The sequence below is a fragment of the Microbacterium sp. LMX7-1.2 genome, from assembly GCF_040675935.1.
In the GTDB taxonomy this organism is placed as follows: Bacteria; Actinomycetota; Actinomycetes; order Actinomycetales; family Microbacteriaceae; genus Microbacterium.
The window spans coordinates 3,678,407-3,695,931 of sequence record NZ_JBEGIL010000001.1; the positions used below are offsets into that span (position 1 = coordinate 3,678,407).

16 protein-coding genes and 1 tRNA gene are annotated in these 17,525 nt (G+C 68.3%); 5 read left to right on the forward strand and 12 right to left on the reverse strand.

All coding sequences use genetic code 11. From position 1 onward, the window contains the following. The first annotated feature begins 19 nt into the window (after nucleotides 1-19). Both MRBLMX7_RS18050 and MRBLMX7_RS18055 read left to right on the forward strand, forming a co-directional pair. Nucleotides 20-793, forward strand: coding sequence for an ATP-binding cassette domain-containing protein (locus tag MRBLMX7_RS18050; RefSeq protein WP_363370595.1), 774 nt, complete (start codon nucleotides 20-22; stop codon nucleotides 791-793). Between the two features lie 96 nt (nucleotides 794-889). Next, a tRNA-Asn gene (locus MRBLMX7_RS18055) sits at nucleotides 890-965 on the forward strand. A gap of 124 nt (nucleotides 966-1,089) precedes the next feature. Here the strand turns inward: MRBLMX7_RS18055 and MRBLMX7_RS18060 are convergent. Further along, nucleotides 1,090-1,605 (reverse strand): hypothetical protein, encoded by a 516-nt coding sequence (locus MRBLMX7_RS18060; RefSeq protein WP_363370597.1) that lies wholly within the window; start codon nucleotides 1,603-1,605, stop codon nucleotides 1,090-1,092. Between the two features lie 140 nt (nucleotides 1,606-1,745). After that, nucleotides 1,746-2,312, reverse strand: a complete 567-nt coding sequence (def, locus tag MRBLMX7_RS18065) for a peptide deformylase (protein WP_363370599.1) — start codon at nucleotides 2,310-2,312, stop codon at nucleotides 1,746-1,748. Nucleotides 2,313-2,373: 61 nt separating this feature from the next. On the opposite strand from def, the gene MRBLMX7_RS18070 reads away from it, so the two are divergent. Then, nucleotides 2,374-3,378, forward strand: coding sequence for a DMT family transporter (locus MRBLMX7_RS18070; protein ID WP_363370601.1), 1,005 nt, complete (start codon nucleotides 2,374-2,376; stop codon nucleotides 3,376-3,378). A gap of 70 nt (nucleotides 3,379-3,448) precedes the next feature. On the opposite strand, the gene pgl is transcribed toward MRBLMX7_RS18070, so the two are convergent. From pgl to MRBLMX7_RS18110, 8 genes are all read right to left on the reverse strand, one after another. Next, on the reverse strand, nucleotides 3,449-4,234 hold the full coding sequence (gene pgl, locus MRBLMX7_RS18075) for a 6-phosphogluconolactonase (RefSeq protein WP_363370603.1): 786 nt from the start codon (nucleotides 4,232-4,234) through the stop codon (nucleotides 3,449-3,451). Next, nucleotides 4,234-5,169: a glucose-6-phosphate dehydrogenase assembly protein OpcA gene (locus MRBLMX7_RS18080; RefSeq protein ID WP_050720735.1), complete on the reverse strand. Its 936-nt coding sequence runs from the start codon at nucleotides 5,167-5,169 to the stop codon at nucleotides 4,234-4,236. Before MRBLMX7_RS18080 ends, pgl begins: the two co-directional genes overlap by 1 nt. Continuing rightward, nucleotides 5,166-6,716 (reverse strand): glucose-6-phosphate dehydrogenase, encoded by a 1,551-nt coding sequence (zwf, locus tag MRBLMX7_RS18085; RefSeq protein ID WP_050720736.1) that lies wholly within the window; start codon nucleotides 6,714-6,716, stop codon nucleotides 5,166-5,168. Before zwf ends, MRBLMX7_RS18080 begins: the two co-directional genes overlap by 4 nt. A 22-nt stretch (nucleotides 6,717-6,738) precedes the next feature. Then, complete coding sequence (locus MRBLMX7_RS18090; protein ID WP_363370606.1) at nucleotides 6,739-8,346, reverse strand: glucose-6-phosphate isomerase; 1,608 nt, start codon at nucleotides 8,344-8,346, stop codon at nucleotides 6,739-6,741. Then, nucleotides 8,343-9,455 (reverse strand): transaldolase, encoded by a 1,113-nt coding sequence (gene tal, locus MRBLMX7_RS18095; protein WP_363370608.1) that lies wholly within the window; start codon nucleotides 9,453-9,455, stop codon nucleotides 8,343-8,345. The genes MRBLMX7_RS18090 and tal overlap by 4 nt, the downstream gene beginning before the upstream one ends. Nucleotides 9,456-9,468: 13 nt before the next feature. Continuing rightward, entirely contained in the window at nucleotides 9,469-11,568 is a 2,100-nt protein-coding gene (gene tkt / locus MRBLMX7_RS18100; RefSeq protein WP_363370610.1) for a transketolase, read from the reverse strand. A 228-nt stretch (nucleotides 11,569-11,796) separates the two neighbouring features. After that, the gene (locus MRBLMX7_RS18105; RefSeq protein ID WP_363370612.1) at nucleotides 11,797-12,369 is read right to left on the reverse strand and encodes a hypothetical protein; all 573 of its coding nucleotides are present in this window, start codon (nucleotides 12,367-12,369) and stop codon (nucleotides 11,797-11,799) included. 221 nt (nucleotides 12,370-12,590) lie between these two features. Next, a complete protein-coding gene (locus tag MRBLMX7_RS18110; RefSeq protein WP_363370614.1) occupies nucleotides 12,591-13,127 on the reverse strand; it encodes a hypothetical protein in 537 nt (178 codons plus the stop codon). 150 nt (nucleotides 13,128-13,277) lie between these two features. Between MRBLMX7_RS18110 and MRBLMX7_RS18115 the strand changes: the two genes are divergently transcribed. Continuing rightward, nucleotides 13,278-14,192, forward strand: coding sequence for a heme o synthase (locus tag MRBLMX7_RS18115; RefSeq protein ID WP_414685154.1), 915 nt, complete (start codon nucleotides 13,278-13,280; stop codon nucleotides 14,190-14,192). On the opposite strand, the gene MRBLMX7_RS18120 is transcribed toward MRBLMX7_RS18115, so the two are convergent. Beyond that, the gene (locus MRBLMX7_RS18120; RefSeq protein WP_363370616.1) at nucleotides 14,138-14,602 is read right to left on the reverse strand and encodes a hypothetical protein; all 465 of its coding nucleotides are present in this window, start codon (nucleotides 14,600-14,602) and stop codon (nucleotides 14,138-14,140) included. The genes MRBLMX7_RS18115 and MRBLMX7_RS18120 overlap by 55 nt on opposite strands. Before the next feature lie 150 nt (nucleotides 14,603-14,752). Next, nucleotides 14,753-15,874, reverse strand: a complete 1,122-nt coding sequence (locus tag MRBLMX7_RS18125; RefSeq protein ID WP_363370618.1) for a COX15/CtaA family protein — start codon at nucleotides 15,872-15,874, stop codon at nucleotides 14,753-14,755. Between the two features lie 232 nt (nucleotides 15,875-16,106). Here MRBLMX7_RS18125 and sufB point away from each other — a divergent pair, with 232 nt between their 5' ends. Continuing rightward, nucleotides 16,107-17,525, forward strand: a complete 1,419-nt coding sequence (sufB, locus tag MRBLMX7_RS18130; protein ID WP_363370620.1) for a Fe-S cluster assembly protein SufB — start codon at nucleotides 16,107-16,109, stop codon at nucleotides 17,523-17,525.

Here is a 17,525-nt window from a genome sequence, read left to right on the forward strand (position 1 = left end):
CGCAGGGCAGGATGGATTCATGTTCTCTCGGCCCGAATCGCCCCACGCGATCGACTGCTCCGACCTGGTCATCGATCGGGTAGGCCACAGCGGTCCGACCCGCGCGATCGACGGTGTCACGTTCGCCCTTCCGCCCGGGGAGCTGATCTGCGTCGCGGGGCCCACCGGCTCGGGTAAGTCCACGCTCGTCGCCGCCCTGGCGGGATCGACGGACCCCTCGGTGCGCGTCGTCGGAGGCAGCGCTCAGGTGTGCGGCGTCGACATCCGCCGCCCAGGACGCCGCCACCGACTGCTGACCTACCGCACGGGATTCGTGCCGCAGGGAGCGGGAGCGGACCTTCCTCCGCAGCTGACGGTCAACGAGGTCATCGCCGAGCCGATCCTCATCCGGGAGAAGCGTGTCAACACCAAGGCGCTGTCCATCCGAGTGGCGACTCTGCTCGACGAGCTGCACCTGCCGCTCGGGACGGCTGCGAAGTTCCCCTACGAGCTCAGCGCGGGCATGCGGCAGAGGGTCTCGATCGCGCGGTCGTTCATCCTGGAGCCGCGCGTGCTTATCGCCGACGAGATCCTCGCGAACCTCGACCTCGAGGTGCGTCCGGTCGTGTTCGACGCGATCACCCGTCGACGCAAGGAGCAGGGGATGGGCGCTCTCCTGGTCACGAACGACGCCGACTTCATCCGCGAGCTGAACGCCGAGACCCTGATGCTCCGCGGCGGTCATGTCGTGGCCCGCGGAGTCGGCAAGGACCTTCTGTGGGCGCCCAACGCGGAGGCGGATTCGCAGCATTGAGGGCGGTGAGGTCGACACGCCCGATGTGCGGCCCGTGTCACGAGCACGGCCCGGAGTTTGCTAGGATTGACGAGTTGCCCGCGCAGCGGAGCACATTCCTCGGTAGCTCAATTGGCAGAGCAGCCGGCTGTTAACCGGCAGGTTCTTGGTTCGAGTCCAAGCCGGGGAGCCAATACCCCTGATTCTCCTGGAGAGTCAGGGGTTTTCCCTTTTCCTGGGGTCTGATTGCGCGAGGCCGCCGCATACGACGAGGGCCACGCCGGTCGGCGTGGCCCTCGTCGTATGCGGCGTCGAGATCAGCGCGCGGTGCCCGCGAGCGAACCCGTGGTCTGACCGGCCGAGTCGAAGATGATGCACTGGATGACGCGGTCGTTGTACTGGTCCCAGGTGTCCTTGGTCGGCGTGATGGTGGTCACGTCGAGAGCGGAGTCCTGGTAGCCGACGCCGACGAAGCTCGTGTACGCGTCGCCGATGCACTCCTGCGAGGCCGTGTCGATGTCAGTCTCCGAGAACTCGCCGTCGGGCATCGTGATCTCGTAGTAGACCTCCTGGTCGTGCGGCTCGGAGCACGGCACGACGTCGATGTCCTCGAGCAGCCCGGTGGGGCTGTCCATGGTGCAGTCGCCGACCTTCAGCGAGAAGATGTCGATGTTTGCGCTCTCGGTGACCTGTCCGGTGTCCTCGTCGCGGTCGGCGTCGCCGGAACCCCCGCCGAGGATGCCGTTCAGTGCGCTACAGCCGGTCAGAGCGACCGAGAACGCCACCGCAGTGCCGGTGAGCGCCAGTGCGCGTCGCGTGCGCAGCTTCATCATGATTTCCCTCCCAGAAACGTCTTTGGTGTGGGATACCGATATATCCCCCCGGAGCACGCTAGCCGGGTCCGAGTCTGTGATGCAACTCCGAAGACACTGTGCTCCCGCTGGGAACCGCGTGCGGTCGTCGGCGAGACGAATCAGCCTTCGAGGTCGTCGACGCCCGGCATCCAGCTCGCGCCGGGGCGTCCCCACCCGCGCTTCCTCGCGATCTTCTGCACCGTCTTCCAGTCGCCATCGGACAGCCGATCGATGTAGAGGATGCCGTCGAGGTGGTCGAACTCGTGCTGCATGATCCGCGCACGCCAGCCGTCCACGGCGATCTCGACCGCGTTCCCGTCGAGGTCGGTGGCGGTCACTCGCACGCGCTCCGAGCGACGCAGCGCGAAGCGCTCTCCCGGGAACGAGAGACATCCCTCGGACTCGAGATCGTCATCCGGAGCGCCGGGCTCCAGGGGCACCATCCAGAGCTCGGGGTTGATGAGCACGCCTCGCCACGGCTGATCGTCCTCGTCGACGTAGGCGTAGGTGTAGATCCGCAGAGGAACCCCGACCTGAGGTGCCGCGAGGCCCACGCCGGGGGCGGCGTCCATGGTCTCGAACATGTCCGCCACGAGCGCGCGGATCTCGTCCGTGATCTCTTCGACAGGGGAGGCGGGGGAGTGCAGGACGGGGTCGCCCATGATGCGAATCGGAAGTACAGCCACGCCATAACCCTACTCGGCGCGGATCGGCGGGTAGGGTCGTGATGTGAGCATTGCGGTGTGGATGACTGGGGCTGAAGACATCACCGACCAGCTGGTCGGTGTCTTCCAGAACCCCAAGCTGCTCCTGGGCATTCCGCTCGCCCTCGCGGGTGCCGTGTTCATGTCCCTCGGTGCGCAATACCAGCATCGGGGAGTGGAGAAGGTCGAGCGACTGAGCGGTGCCCAGGGCACGAACGGTCTCAGCGGCGGGCAGCTCAAAGCACTCCTCACGCGTCCGTCCTGGCTCATCGGCACGCTCATGCTCGGTCTCGCGATCGTCTGCCAGCTCGCCGCGCTCTCCCAGGCTCCGCTGATCGTGGTGCAGCCGCTCGGAGCGATCGCCCTCGTCATCACGACGCTGCTCAACGCGCGCATCTCCGGCCATTCGCCCACCCGGCAGTCGATCACGGCGATCGTCTGCTGCGTCGGCGGCATCTTCCTCTTCGTCTCCTTCGCCGCGCTCTTCGCGACCGAGAAGAAGATCGGCGACAGCGAGCTCTTCACGATCCTCGCGATCCTGCTGGTCGTCATCATCGTGCTCGGAGCCTGCTGGCTGGTTCTACGACGCCGCATGCGCGCGCTGTTCTACGTGATCGGCGCCGGCATCCTCTACGGCTTCGTAGCCACGCTCGCCAAGGCCATCATCAGCCGGATCGAGGCCGGCAACTTCGAGTGGATCACGCTCGTCTGCCTGATCGCCCTGATCGCGGCCGGAGCCGTCGGCGCCTACTTCGTGCAGACCGCGTACAGCTCGGGCCCACCGGACCTCGTGATCGCAGGTCTCACGGTGGTCGACCCCCTCATCGCCGTGCTCATCGGCATGGTCGTGCTCGGCGAGGCTGCGGCTGCTCCGCCGTGGGTGCTCGTGATCTTCGGCGTCGCGGGAGCCATCGCCGTCTGGGGCGTCGTCGGCCTGGCGCGCTATCACCCGCAGGTGCTCAGCGAGAGCCAGGAGCTTCCGATCGTGCGGGGGAGCGACTCTGCGGACTCCTCCGACCGTCCGGCTGCCGCCGACGGCGAGTCCTGATCGGCCGGACCGCGGCTGACCCCGGCTGGCCCCTGAGCGGGCCCGGTCGACGTGGCCCGGTCGACGTCCGTCAGTAGGCCGAGTCGATCAGATCCGGCGACACCTCGGACGCGGCCGCCTCATCAACGAAGAAGACGGTGCGCTTGCGCCCCTTCGCACCCGCGGCGGGCACGCTGGCATAGCTCGCACCCGCAAGCGCGAGGCCGAGAGCCGACGCCTTGTCCGCGCCCGTGAGGACGAGCCAGACACGCTTGGACGCGTTCAGCACCGGACGCGTGAGCGTCACGCGCTCGGGCGGCGGCTTGGGAGAGTTCCGCACGGGGAGTGCGGCGGCATCCGTCACGGTGACCTCGGGACGGTCGGGGAAGAGGGAGGCGATGTGCCCGTCCGGTCCGACACCGAGGAAGCACACGGCGAAGGAGGGCCACGGATGCTCGTCCGTGCCGTAGCGAGCGAGCTCCGCCTCGTAGGCCGCGGCGGCCTCGTCGAGGGTCAGGCCCTCGTCGGCGGCCGCGACCTCGTGCACGTTCTCGGCGGGTACGTCGATGTGGTCCAGGAGCGCCGCACGGGACTGGACGGCGTTGCGGTCGGCGTGGTCGCGGGCGACGAAGCGCTCGTCGCCCCACCAGAAGTGCACGAGGGACCAGTCGATCGTCGCCGAACGCGGATGCTCGAGCGTGGCGCGCAGGACCGCACCGCCCATCGAGCCGCCGGTGAGGGCGACGTGGGCGATACGGCCGTTGCGCGTACGTGCACGGAGCCGTGTCAGGAAGCGGTCCGCGACCCGCTCGGCGACGGCGGCGGGAGTGGACTCGATCACGACCCGCTTCTCTGCGGACGCTGACTGCGACGACATCATGCTCCTGTCTCGGGCGGACCCAGCTTCTCCCAGCCCTCGGTGATCACTCGACCGTACAGGACGTCGGGATCGAGACGGCGGAGCTCCTCGGCGAGGCACTCGCGCAGGGTGCGTCGTGGCAGGTGCAGGTCGTGGTCGGGCTGACCGGGCTGCGTGAGCACGGCGTCGCCCGGGGCCGGACGCTCGAGAAGGATGTCACCGGAGGCACGGGTGAGACGCACCGACTTGATGCCCTCCTCCCAGTTCTTCGGGTTCTCGTACGACCACTTCACCGGCACGTCGAGCGCCATCTGCAGCCAGGCGGCGAGGAGTGCCGTGGACGGCGAGGCGGAGGCTCCGCGGACCTCGACGCCCGTGACCTCCTCGTACGGCGGCTGGTCCAGCACGGCGGCGAGCTGCTCGCGCCAGTGCGTCAGACGCGTCCACGCGAGGTCGGTGTCTCCGGGGGCGTGTGTGCGGCCCAGGAGCGCCAGACGGTCGCGCACATCGGGCGACGTTGCGGCATCCGTGATCCGGCGCTGAGCGATGCGTCCGAGCGGCGAGGTCGCGGGGGAGGTGGGAGCCTCCTCCGGCCACCAGGCGACCACGGGCGCATCGGGGAGCAGCAGACCGGTGAGGAGGCTCTCCTCGTTGCTGGCGGCCGCGCCGTAGGCGCGCAGCACCACGACCTCGCTCGCTCCGGCGTCGCCGCCGACGCGGATCTGCGCGTCGAGGCGGGCTTCGCCGTCGCCCGTGGTGAGCACGATGACACGCATCGGGTGCTCGCGCGAAGCGTCGTTCGCGGCGTCGATGGCGGCCTCGGCGACGCCGTTGCGCGCCGAGATCACGAGCGTGAGGACGCGTCCGAGGGCGACCGCGCCGCCCTCTTCGCGCACCTTGACGAGCTGCTTGGCGACCTGGCTGACGGTCGTGTCGGGAAGGTCGATGATCACGGTCGTCTCCAGACTCGTCCGTCGCGGGCCAGGAGGTCGTCGGCGGATGCCGGACCCCACGAACCGGGTGCGTACTGATCCACGGGGCCGCCTTCGGCCGCCCAGAACTTCTCCACCGGGTCGAGGATCTTCCAGGAGAGCTCGACCTCCTCGTGGCGCGGGAACAGGGGCGGGTCGCCGAGGAGCACATCGAGGATGAGTCGCTCGTACGCCTCGGGGCTCGCCTCGGTGAACGCGTGGCCGTAACCGAAGTCCATGGTGACGTCGCGCACGTTCGTGCCGTTGCCCGGCACCTTCGATCCGAACCGGATGGTCACGCCCTCATCGGGCTGCACGCGGATCACGAGCGCGTTCTGGCCGAGTTCGGTGGTGTTGGACCGGCCGAACAGGTGCTCGGGAGCGCGCTTGAACACGACGGCGACCTCGGTCACGCGGCGGCCCAGGCGCTTACCCGTGCGCAGGTAGAACGGCACACCGGCCCAGCGGCGGGTGTCGATCTCGAGCTTGATCGCCGCGTAGGTCTCGGTCGCGGACTGCGGGTCCATGCCCTCCTCGTCGAGGAAGCCGGTGACCTGCTCGCCACCCTGCCATCCGCCGGCGTACTGACCGCGCGCCGTGGCGAGGGAGAGGTCGTCAGGCACGTGCACGGCCGCCAGCACCTTCTCCTTCTCGGCGCGCAGATGCTCGGCCGAGAGGCTGATGGGCTCCTCCATCGCCGTGAGGGCGAGGAGCTGCAGCAGGTGGTTCTGGATGACGTCGCGAGCCGCGCCGATGCCGTCGTAGTATCCGGCACGACCGCCGACTCCGATGTCCTCGGCCATCGTGATCTGCACGTGGTCGACGTAGTTGCGGTTCCAGATCGGCTCGTACAGCTCGTTGGCGAAGCGCAGCGCCAGGATGTTCTGCACCGTCTCCTTGCCGAGGTAGTGGTCGATGCGGAAGATCGAGTCGGCGGGGAAGGCGACCTCGAGCGCGGCGTTCAGGGCACGAGCGGAATCCAGGTCGTGACCGAACGGCTTCTCGATGACCACACGTCGCCAGTGCTCGTCGTCGTCCGCATCCTCGCCGACGAGACCCGAGTCCTTGAGCTGCTTCGCGACGAGCGGGAAGTCCTTCGGCGGAATCGACAGGTAGTAGGCGTGATTGCCCATCGTGCCGCGCTCGACGTCGAGCTTCTCGACGGTCTCACGGAGCTTGCGGAAGGACTCCGGGTTGTCGAACTCGCCCGACACGAACCGGATTCCCTGCAGCAGCTGCGCCCACGTCTCCTCGCGGAACGGCGTGCGGGCGTGCTGCTTGACCGCGTCGTACACGACCTGCGCGAAGTCCTGGTCCTCCCAGTCGCGGCGGGCGAACCCGACGAGCGCGAACCCGGGCGGCAGCAGTCCGCGATTGGCCAGGTCGTACACGGCCGGCATGAGCTTCTTGCGGGAGAGGTCTCCGGTCACGCCGAAGATCACGAGGGCGCTGGGCCCTGCGATCCGGTTGAGACGACGATCGTCGGGGTCGCGCAGCGGGTTGTGCGCGCGCGAGATGGGAACGGACATCAGCGGGTGATTCTCCTGGCTGTTACTTCTGAGCTGCTTCGAAGAGGGCGAGCACGTCGGCCGACGAGTCGGTGATCGTCAGAGTGACGACCGGGCGGCCGTGCTCGGCGAGGACACCGGCGTCGCCGGCTGCCTGCGCCTCGATGAGCTGTCCGAACGTGAACGGACGCTCGGGGATCTCGAGATCCACGTCGGTGCGCTCCAGGATCTGGAGGTACACGCCCTGCGCGGGACCGCCCTTGTGGAACTGGCCGGTCGAGTGGAGGAAGCGCGGTCCCCAGCCGAACGTCGTCGGACGGCCGGAATCGGCGGCGACGAGTTCGCGGAGGCCCTGGAGCTGCGGGAGGTCGAGACGGTTCACGTACGCCTGGATCGACACATAGCCGTCGTCGGCGAGGCGAGCCCAGAGCGCATCCATCACTCCCTCGATCGTGCCGGATGCGGCCAGCACGGGATCGGACACGCGCACCTCGACGCCGTTCTCGACGAACACCGGGGTGGTGGGCTCGGGGCGCGCATCGAGCAGGCCGCGCGCGGCGACCTTCGCCGACTCGACGTCCGGCTGGTCGAACGGGTCGATGCCGAGCAGGTGACCGGCGATCGCGGTGGCGTACTCCCAGACGAGGAACTGCGCGCCGAGAGTGCCGCTCACGAGGATCTCGCCCTGGTGGCGCTCGCGGATATGGAACTCGTCCGCGTCGTCGACCAGTCGGACGATCTGCAGGTCGGCGGGTACGGAGTCGAGCTCGGGGGAGACCGGGAGCAGCACGACCGGGAGGATGCCGGTGGCGTCCTTGCCGGTCGATTCGGCGATCAGCTGCTCGATCCAGTCCGGCAGCCCCTTGATGTGGGTGCCGTCCGTGACCAGACCGAGCTTGTCGCGTCTCGGCGAGGTCGCAGCGATCGCGGCAGCCAGGCGCAGCGCGGGGTTCTCGGCGGAGTCGACCGCGACCTCGAGCAGCGACGCCTCGGCCTCGTTCAGGAGCTCGTCGATGTCGACTCCCGCCAGCCCGGAGGGGACCAGGCCGAATGCGGTGAGCGCCGAGTAACGGCCGCCCACGTTCGGGTCGGCGTTGAACACGCGGTAACCGGCCTCACGGGCCGAGGCGTCCAGCGGCGATCCGGGGTCGGTGACGACGACGATGCGCGAGACGGGGTCGATCCCGAGGTCGCGGAACGCGGCTTCGAACGTGCGGCGCTGCGAATCGGTCTCGACGGTCGAGCCGGACTTGGAGGAGACGACGAGAACCGTCTCCTGCAGGCCGTCGTCGAGCGCGGAGAGCACCTGGCCCGGGGCCGTGGAGTCGAGGATCGTGAGCGGCACTCCGGCGGTCTGCGCGATGACCTCGGGAGCGAGCGACGAACCGCCCATACCGGCGAGCACGACCCGCGTCACGCCCTGGGCGCGCAGCTCGTCGCGCAGCGCGACGATCTCGGGGACGAGCGGACGCGACACGGAGACCGCGTCGACCCATCCGAGCCTGATCGCCGCCTCGGCCTCCGCGGCGGGACCCCACAGGGTGGAGTCGCCGCCGGTGAGGCGTGAGGCGACCAGGTCGCGGACGAGAGCCGGGACGGTCTCGTCGATCGCGACACGCGCCGGGCCCGACGCGTGGATCGCGAATGTCATCGCTGGGCCTCCAGCGCCTCGGTCACCTGACCGAGCAGATCGTGCCAGGAGTCGATGAACTTGGCGACGCCCTCGTCCTCGAGCACCTGGGTGACGTCGGTGAGGTCGATGCCGACGGCGGCGAGCTCGTCGAAGACCTTGTGGGCCTCGGCGTAACCGCCGGTGATGGTGTCGCCGGTGATCTCACCGTGGTCGAACGTGGCGTCCAGCGTCTTCTCGGGCATCGTGTTGACGACGCCTGCGGCGACGAGCTCGGTCACGTACAGGGTGTCGGGGAGGTTCGGGTCCTTGACGCCGGTCGACGCCCAGAGCGGACGCTGGAGGTTCGCGCCTGCCGAGAGGAGGTCCTGCGCGCGCTTCTCGGCGAACGTCTTCTCGAACAGCTCGTAGGCGAGACGAGCGTTCGCGAGTCCTGCCTTGCCCTTGAGAGCCGCGGCCTCGTCGCTGCCGATGGCGTCGAGGCGCTTGTCGGTCTCGGTGTCGACGCGCGACACGAAGAACGACGCCACCGAGTGGATCGTGGAGAGGTCGATGCCGGCGGCCTTGGCGGTCTCGAGACCGGAGAGGTACGCCTCGATGACCTCGGCGTAGCGCTCGAGGCTGAAGATCAGCGTGACGTTGACGCTGATGCCGGCGCCGATGGCCTCGGCGATGGCGGGGAGGCCCGCCTTGGTCGCGGGGATCTTGACGAGCAGGTTCGGACGGTCGATCTTCTCCCACAGCTGCTTCGCCGAGGCGACCGTGCCCTCGGTGTCGTGCGCGAGGTCGGGGGAGACCTCGATCGAGACGCGGCCGTCGACGTGGTTCGTGGCCTCCCACACGGGGCGGAAGACATCGAGCGCGTCGGCGACGTCCTGCGTGGTCGCCGCGAAGACGGCATCCTCTGCGCTCGTGCCCGACGCGGCCAGCTCGCTGAGCTGCGCGTCGTACGACGTGTCGTTCTTGTTCGTGATCGCGTTCGCGAAGATCGTCGGGTTCGTGGTGACGCCGACGACGTTCTTGGTGTCGATCAGCTGCTGCAGGTTGCCGGAGGAGATGCGCGTGCGCGACAGGTCGTCGAGCCAGATGCTGACGCCGGCGGCGGCGAGGTCTGCGGTGGGGGTGCTCATGAGTTCTCCTTGATCAGTTGGCGTTCTCGGCCAGGGTCTCGCGCGTGGCCGCGACGACGGCCTCGGTGGTGATCCCGAACTTCTCGAACAGGGTCTTGTAGTCGGCGGAGGCGCCGAAGTGGTCGATGCCGACCGAGCGGCCGCGGTCGCCGACGATGCCGCGCCAGCTCAGCACGGAGCCGGCCTCGACGGAGACGCGGGCCGTGACGCTCTTCGGCAGCACGGACTCGCGGTACTCGGCATCCTGCTCGTCGAACCACTCGAGCGAGGGAGCGGAGACGACGCGGACGTTGACGCCCTCCTTCGCGAGCTCGGCCCGTGCGTTGACCGCGAGCTGCACCTCGGAGCCCGTCGCGACGATGATCGCGTCGGGCGTGCCGTTCGGAGCCTCGGCGAGCACGTACGCGCCCTTCGAGACGTTGTCTGCCGAAGCGAACACGTCTCCGGATGCCGCGCCCTCGCCGCGCTCGAACACCGGGATGTTCTGACGGGTCAGCGCGATGCCGGCGGGGCCCGCGGTGCGGCGCAGGATCTCGAGCCATGCGGCGGCGGTCTCGTTCGCGTCGGCCGGGCGCACGAGCGTGAAGTTCGGGATCGCGCGGAGCGTCGCGAGCTGCTCGATCGGCTGGTGCGTGGGTCCGTCCTCGCCGAGGGCGACGGAGTCGTGCGTCCAGACGAAGATGCTGGGGACGTTCATCAGGGCGGCGAGACGCACCGGCGGGCGCATGTAGTCGCTGAAGATGAGGAACGTGCCGCCGAACGCGCGGGTCTTGCCGTGCAGGACGATGCCGTTGACGATCGCGCCCATGGCGTGCTCGCGGATGCCGAAGTGCAGCACGCGGCCGTAGGGGCTGCCCGACCACTCGTGGGTGGACCACTCGGCGGGGATGAACGACTTGGCGTTCTTGATGGTCGTGAGGTTCGACTCGGCGAGGTCGGCCGATCCGCCCCAGAGCTCGGGGAGCTCGGCGGCGAGGGCGTTGATGACCTGACCGGAGGCGGCGCGGGTCGAGACGTCCTTGCCGCTCTCGAACACGGGCAGCGCGGAGGCGATGCCCTCGGGCAGGTCGCCGGCCTCGAGGCGGTCGAGCAGAGCCTTGCGCTCGGGGTTCGCGGCGGCCCAGGCGTCGAACGACTTCTGCCAGGCGGCGCGCTCCTCGGCGGCACGGGTGGCCAGCCCGCGGGTGTGCTCGATCACGTCGTCGGCGACGACGAAGTTCTTCTCGGGGTCGAAGCCGAGGACCTTCTTCGTGGCGGCGAGCTCGTCGGCGCCGAGGGCCGAGCCATGGATCTTGCCGGAGTTCTGCTTGCCGGGCGACGGCCAGCCGATGATGGTCTTGAGGATGATGAGCGACGGCTTGGAGGTCTCGCCCTTCGCGGCCTCGATCGCGGCGTAGAGCTCGGCGACGTCCTCGACGTACTCGCCGGACTTCTTCCAGTCGACCGTCTGCACCTGCCAGCCGTAGGCCTCGTAGCGCTTCGCGACGTCCTCGGTGAACGCGACGTTCGTGTCGTCCTCGATGGAGATCTGGTTCGAGTCGTAGATCGCGATCAGGTTGCCGAGCTGCTGGTGACCGGCGAGCGAACCCGCCTCGCTGGTCACGCCCTCCTGCAGGTCGCCGTCGCCCGCGACGACGTAGACAAAGTGGTCGAACGGGCTGGTGCCCTCGGCGGCCTCCGGATCGAACAGCCCGCGCTCGTAGCGGGCGGCGTAAGCGAAGCCGACGGCCGAGGCGAGGCCTTGACCGAGCGGGCCGGTCGTGATCTCGACGCCCTTGGTGTGGCCGTACTCGGGGTGGCCCGGCGTGAGCGAGCCCCAGGTGCGCAGCGCCTCGAGGTCGCTGAGCTCCAGTCCGAAGCCGCCCAGGTAGAGCTGCACGTACTGCGTGAGCGAGGAGTGACCGGCGGACAGGATGAAGCGGTCGCGGCCGAGCCAGTCGACGTCGGTCGGGTCGTGACGGAGCACGCGCTGGTACAGCAGGTACGCGGCGGGAGCCAGGCTCATCGCGGTGCCGGGGTGGCCGTTGCCGACCTTCTCCACGGCGTCCGCAGCCAGCACGCGAGCGGTGTCCACCGCGCGCCGATCGATCTCATCCCACTGCAATTCCGACACGGTGAAGCCCTTCTTCAACAGTTCGATAGCGCCCTGGCCGCAGCATCGGTCCGCTTCGTCACGGAGAAAGGTGAATGTGCGCTGGGCGCGCGAGTCCCCCCAGCATAGCGCCGGGGGTCGACCCCGTTTCCTCCCTTTACAACGTGGGAGGAGTCGGGTAATTCCCTCTTGGAGGAGCGAAATCGGATGCCGTGGAATCGCGTCCCATGCGGCGTGGAACGCGATGCCTCAGCAGCCGGGGGCGCCCGGATTCTCCGCGCAGGTGTGCGCCACCAGTGCCGTCCGCGCCTCGAGCACGCGGATGTCGCGGCCGGGCCCGTCCGTGCGGAGTTCTCCGGCCACCGGAAGCCATCCGGTGCCGAGATCGACCTCCGCCGCATACCGCACGTCGACGTCGGCTCGGTAGGTGCCCCGCTCTCGGTAAACGTGGCTCGTGGGTGTCGTCGTGAACTGCGCTTGTCCGAGTTCCGCCCAGGTGCGCCCGGGCGCGTCGCGTGTCGTCGCGGTGCCGTCGCCGTAGGTGTAGTCGTAGGCGACGGGAGTGAAGCGCACCGTGATCGCCACGCCGAACAGAGTGCCCGACACGGTCTGCGTCGATGCGGCGCTCACGAAGTTCGCGGGCATGCCGACGATCGCGACATCGCCGGGTTCGGCGGTCGCGGCGACCGGAGGCGGCGCGAACTGGGCGAGGTCGGCGATCGTGACCGTCGGCAGTGACGGGGGAGCGGAGGGGACGTTCGGCCGATTGGGTATGAGCTCGAAGCAGCGTGCGAACTCCCAGTCGTCGATGCACCGCTGCAACTCGGATCGCGGGTCGGCCGGGGTCGGGGCGGTGGTGTCGCTCTTGCTTCGAGGTTTCCCCGCGGGCGGTGGCGTGCCGGGTTGCTGCTTCGTGCCCGAGATCGTGAGCGTGGACCCGTCGGTTGCGGTCGTGCAGCCTCCGGTCCACGGTGACGTAGCATCACACCCTCGAGATGTGGTCACGTCGGCGAAGGCGAGCAGCGATGTCGCGACGATCAGTGCTATCGCTCGCATGACACTTCTGCCGCTGGTTCAAGGGTTGCGATACGAAGATCACCGCCGGTGGCTTTGAGCGTCACGCTCATGGGCTGGATACTTGGGCGGTCCGGCGGCACCAACGATTCGCCCGTCGCTGCGAAGACGTGAACAGAACTGACATCCACGCAGACGTTGATAGTGACGCTCGTCCGAAGATCGCGGATGTTCGCAGGAGCGAGGTCGAAGTAGTCGGTTCTTCCGGTAACAGTGATTCCGTCCGCGTGAAAGGCGCTAAATGACTCACGCGTTGAGGCGCTCATCTCGCCCGTGAGCAGCGAATACACGCCTTCGAATGTCCGGGGCGATGAGAAGTCAACGTCGTTTAGGGCGTCGTTGTACGCCCGGTACACCTCTTCCGCGGCCGCGAACGCCTCCTCGTCGCTCGCGAAGGCTGGTGTCGGGCTCGGCGTCGGAGCGGGATCAGGGGCGCAGCCCGCGAGCATCCCTCCGAGAGCGAGCACGCTGAGAGCCACGAGGGGGAGGCGGCGTCGGAGGAGCATCCGGTCACGGTAGTCGGATCGGCGTGCACCCCGTGCGCGTTATCCACAGGCCGAGACGCCGAATCGCAGGGCAGACCCGTGCCCGGACCGCCCTCGCGCGTGTCGTAGACTGGAAAAGCTGTCGTGACGTGTGTGGAGGAGGCGATCGAGATCTCGACGATGTCTGATCAGACCGTTGTGAAGAAGACCTTCGGTCGTACCGTGAAGGCGTACGTCGCCCTCACCAAGCCGCGCGTCCTCGAACTCCTGCTCGTGTCGACCGTGCCGGTGATGTTCCTCGCACAGGGCGGCCTCCCCAACATGTGGCTCGTGCTCGCCACGGTCATCGGCGGTGCGATGAGCGCCGGATCCGCCGCGGCGTTCAACATGTACCTCGATCGCGACATCGACGCGCACATGCACCGCACGTCGAGCCGGCCCCTCGTGACGGGCGAGATCACCCCGCGTGGCGCCCTGGTCTTCTCGTGGACGCTCGCGATCCTGTCGACCGTCTGGCTTCTGGTCACGACCAACTGGCTGGCCGCATCGCTCTCGGCGTTCGCGATCTTCTTCTACGTCGTGATCTACACGATGATCCTCAAGCGGCGCACCGAGCAGAACATCATCTGGGGCGGCATCGCCGGATGCTTCCCCGTGCTGATCGGGTGGTCGGCCGTGACCGGTTCGCTCGACTGGCCCGCCTTCATCCTGTTCGCCCTGATCTTCCTGTGGACGCCGCCGCACTATTGGCCGCTGTCGATGAAGTACAAGGACGACTACGACGATGTCGACGTGCCCATGCTCGGCGTGACCCGCAACGCCTCGCAGGTCGGCCTCCAGGTCATCCTCTACGCCTGGGCGACCATCGCCTGCTCGCTGCTGCTGATCCCGATCGCGAACATGGGCCTCGTCTACACCGTGTCCGCCCTCGTGTTCGGCGGATGGTTCATCTACGAGTCGCACCGCCTGTACAACCAGGCCGTGCGGGGGAACGAGGCGCGGCCCATGCGGGTGTTCCACGCCTCGATCACCTATTTGACGCTGATCTTCGTCGCGGTCGCGGTCGATCCGCTGCTGCCGTTCTGAGATCCCTCGTCGTCGGTCGTCTCGACGACCTCGTCCGCTGACGCCTCGACGTTCTCGGCATCCGTCTCTGCCGTGACCGGTGCCTCCGTGCCCTCGGCGGGCGCGGGCTCTTCCGCCGTCCAGTCGATCGGCTCGACGACCACGGGCGCCGCGGCGGGCAGCAGCGCCTGCACGGCGGTGAGTGCGACGGTGAGGAGGATGCCGATGATGCCGGCGCCCAGCAGCACCGATCCCACGACGATCAGCGACTGACCCACATAGACGTCCACGCCCGTCGCGGTGTTGTCGAGCAGCGTGCTGGTCATCGAGCCGACCTGGCCGGCGACGAGCCAGCCGCCCACTCCAGTCGTGGCGAGCGAGAGCACGAGGAGGAGCCAGAAGCCGATGCTGCGTGTGAGTGACTTGTTCATGCCCGCCACGATGCAGGAGCGACTGATGAGGGGCTGATGCGCGCCCTATGCGTCACCTGTGGGGGCTCCGTGCGGCCGTTGTCCCGATCTGCGGTGGGCGACCCGATCCGCTGATCGGATCCCGTCATCGCCTCGCAGATCGGGACGAAGTCAGCGGATCGGGACGTCGACCGCGGCCCTGGCCTTCTTGAGGTGTAGTACGACGAGCGTGTACGTCGCCGCCGACAGGGAGGCGAGCACCATGTGGATCCCGACCAGCAGCGGCGGAAGGCCCTCGCGAGCCTGCCACACGCCTACGCCGACCTGCACGACGATCGCGATCACGAGCACGAGCAGCCACTTCCGCGGCTCGAGCTTGAGCACCCAGGCCGAGACGGTCATCGCGAGGACGAGCGCTGCGAGGATGTAGCCCGGCCACGAGTGCACGTGAGCCAGAACGGTGGCGTCGAAGCCGTGACGCAGCACCTCGGCGTCGCCCGAATGCGGGCCGGATCCCGTGGTCAGCACGCCGAACACGATCGTGACCGCGAGCGCGAGACCGGTGACGTGGCTGAGGATCATGAACCAGGTCGGCACCACGCGCTCGCGCGGACCGGGCACGGCGTACAGGCGCGACAGGAACGCCGCCGTGACGCAGACCAGCAGCAGCGAGGACGTGTAGTGGAACCCGACGATGAACGGGTTCAGCCCCGTGAGCACCGTGATGCCGCCGACAAGCGCCTGAGCGACGACTCCGATCAGCACGATCCATGCGAGCGCGTAGAGGTCGCGGCGCTCCGGCGCCCTGCGCGTGGAGAAGACCGCGGCGGCGATCACGGCCAGCAGCAGGACGCCGGTCGCGACGGGGAACGCGTGCTCGAAGAACTGCGAAACCGCGAGGTAGGCGACGGCTGCGGCGGCGATCCCGCCGACCGCGAACCAGAGCGTGCGCACGAGCGTCCGGGCTCCGCCGAGCGTGTAGAGCACGAGCAGCACCACGGCGAGGGCGATCACGCCCACCACGCCCGTCATCAGGCGGTTCCCGAATTCGATCAGCCCGTGCACGCCCTGATCGGCGTAGATCGGGACGAGGGACTCGGGGGTGCACAGCGGCCACTCCGAGCATCCGAGGCCCGACCCGGTGAGGCGCACGGCACCGCCCGTGCCGATGATGATCGTCTCGGTGACGAACGACAGCCACGCGAAGATCCGCAGCATCCGCCCCCAGACGTCGGCGCGTGCGGACGCCGGTGCGAGCGCGGGGGAGGAGGACGCGATGGTGGTCTCGGGCATTGGTGTCTCCGAACCGCAGCGGACACGGCGGGCGGCCCTGTCGTCAGGCGGAACCTGTAGAATCGGATTGTTGCGATGAGCGCTGACCGCGCTGAGGCATCGACAACAGTTTAGGCGCGATGGAAGCGCCGGTGATGAGGGCCCACCAACGGCACCAGCTCCCGCAGACTCGACGGGGATCAGGTGTGCCGGGGCGGATGAACCGTTTTGGGACCTGTGAGGAGAGTGTGTGATGTCGGATGTGCTGATCGACCGCCCGGAGCTCGATGGTCTGGGGGTGTACGAATTCGGCTGGCACGATGAGGACGCCGCAGGCGCCGTCGCGCAGCGAGGGATCTCCGAGGAGGTCGTCCGAGGGATCTCGGCGCTCAAGACCGAACCCGAATGGATGCTGAAGACCCGCCTCAAGGGATACCAGCTCTTCGGTCGCAAGCCGATGCCGACCTGGGGCGCCGACCTCAGCGAGATCGACTTCGACAACATCAAGTACTTCGTGCGCTCGACCGAGAAGCAGGCGCAGTCGTGGGAGGACCTCCCCGAGGAGATCCGCGAGACCTACGAGCGCCTCGGCATCCCCGAGGCCGAGCGCCAGCGCCTGGTCGCCGGCGTCGCCGCGCAGTACGAGTCCGAGGTCGTCTACCACCAGATCCGCGAGGACCTGGAGGAGCAGGGCGTCATCTTCATGGACACCGACACGGCCCTGCGCGAGCACCCCGAGTTCTTCGAGGAGTACTTCGGCACCGTGATCCCCGCGGGCGACAACAAGTTCGCCGCGCTGAACACCGCCGTCTGGTCGGGCGGCTCCTTCGTGTACGTCCCCAAGGGCGTGCACGTGGAGATCCCGCTGCAGGCGTACTTCCGCATCAACACCGAGAACATGGGCCAGTTCGAGCGGACGTTGATCATCGCCGACGAGGACAGCTACGTCCACTACATCGAGGGCTGCACGGCCCCGATCTACAAGTCGGACTCGCTGCACTCGGCCGTCGTCGAGATCATCGTGAAGAAGAACGCCCGCGTGCGCTACACGACGATCCAGAACTGGTCGAACAACGTCTACAACCTCGTCACCAAGCGCGCCGTCGCGCACGAGGGCGCGACCATGGAGTGGGTCGACGGCAACATCGGCTCCAAGGTCACCATGAAGTACCCGTCGATCTACCTGATGGGCGAGCACGCCAAGGGCGAGACGCTCTCCGTCGCCTTCGCGGGTCCCGGTCAGCATCAGGACGCCGGCGCGAAGATGATCCACATGGCGCCGTACACGCAGTCGTCGATCGTCTCGAAGTCGATCGCCCGCGGCGGCGGCCGTACAGGCTACCGCGGCGAGGTCCGCGTCGACGCAAACGCCCACCACTCGGCGAACACCGTGCGCTGCGACGCCCTGCTCGTCGACACCAAGTCGCGGTCGGACACCTACCCGGCGATCGACATCCGCGTCGACGACGTGCAGCTCGGCCACGAGGCCACGGTCTCGAAGGTCAGCGAGGAGCAGCTCTTCTACCTGCAGTCCCGCGGCATGCCCGAGGACGAGGCGATGGCGATGATCGTGCGCGGCTTCATCGAGCCGATCGCGCGCGAGCTGCCGATGGAGTACGCGATGGAACTGAACAAGCTCATCGAGATGGGCATGGAAGGATCGGTCGGCTGA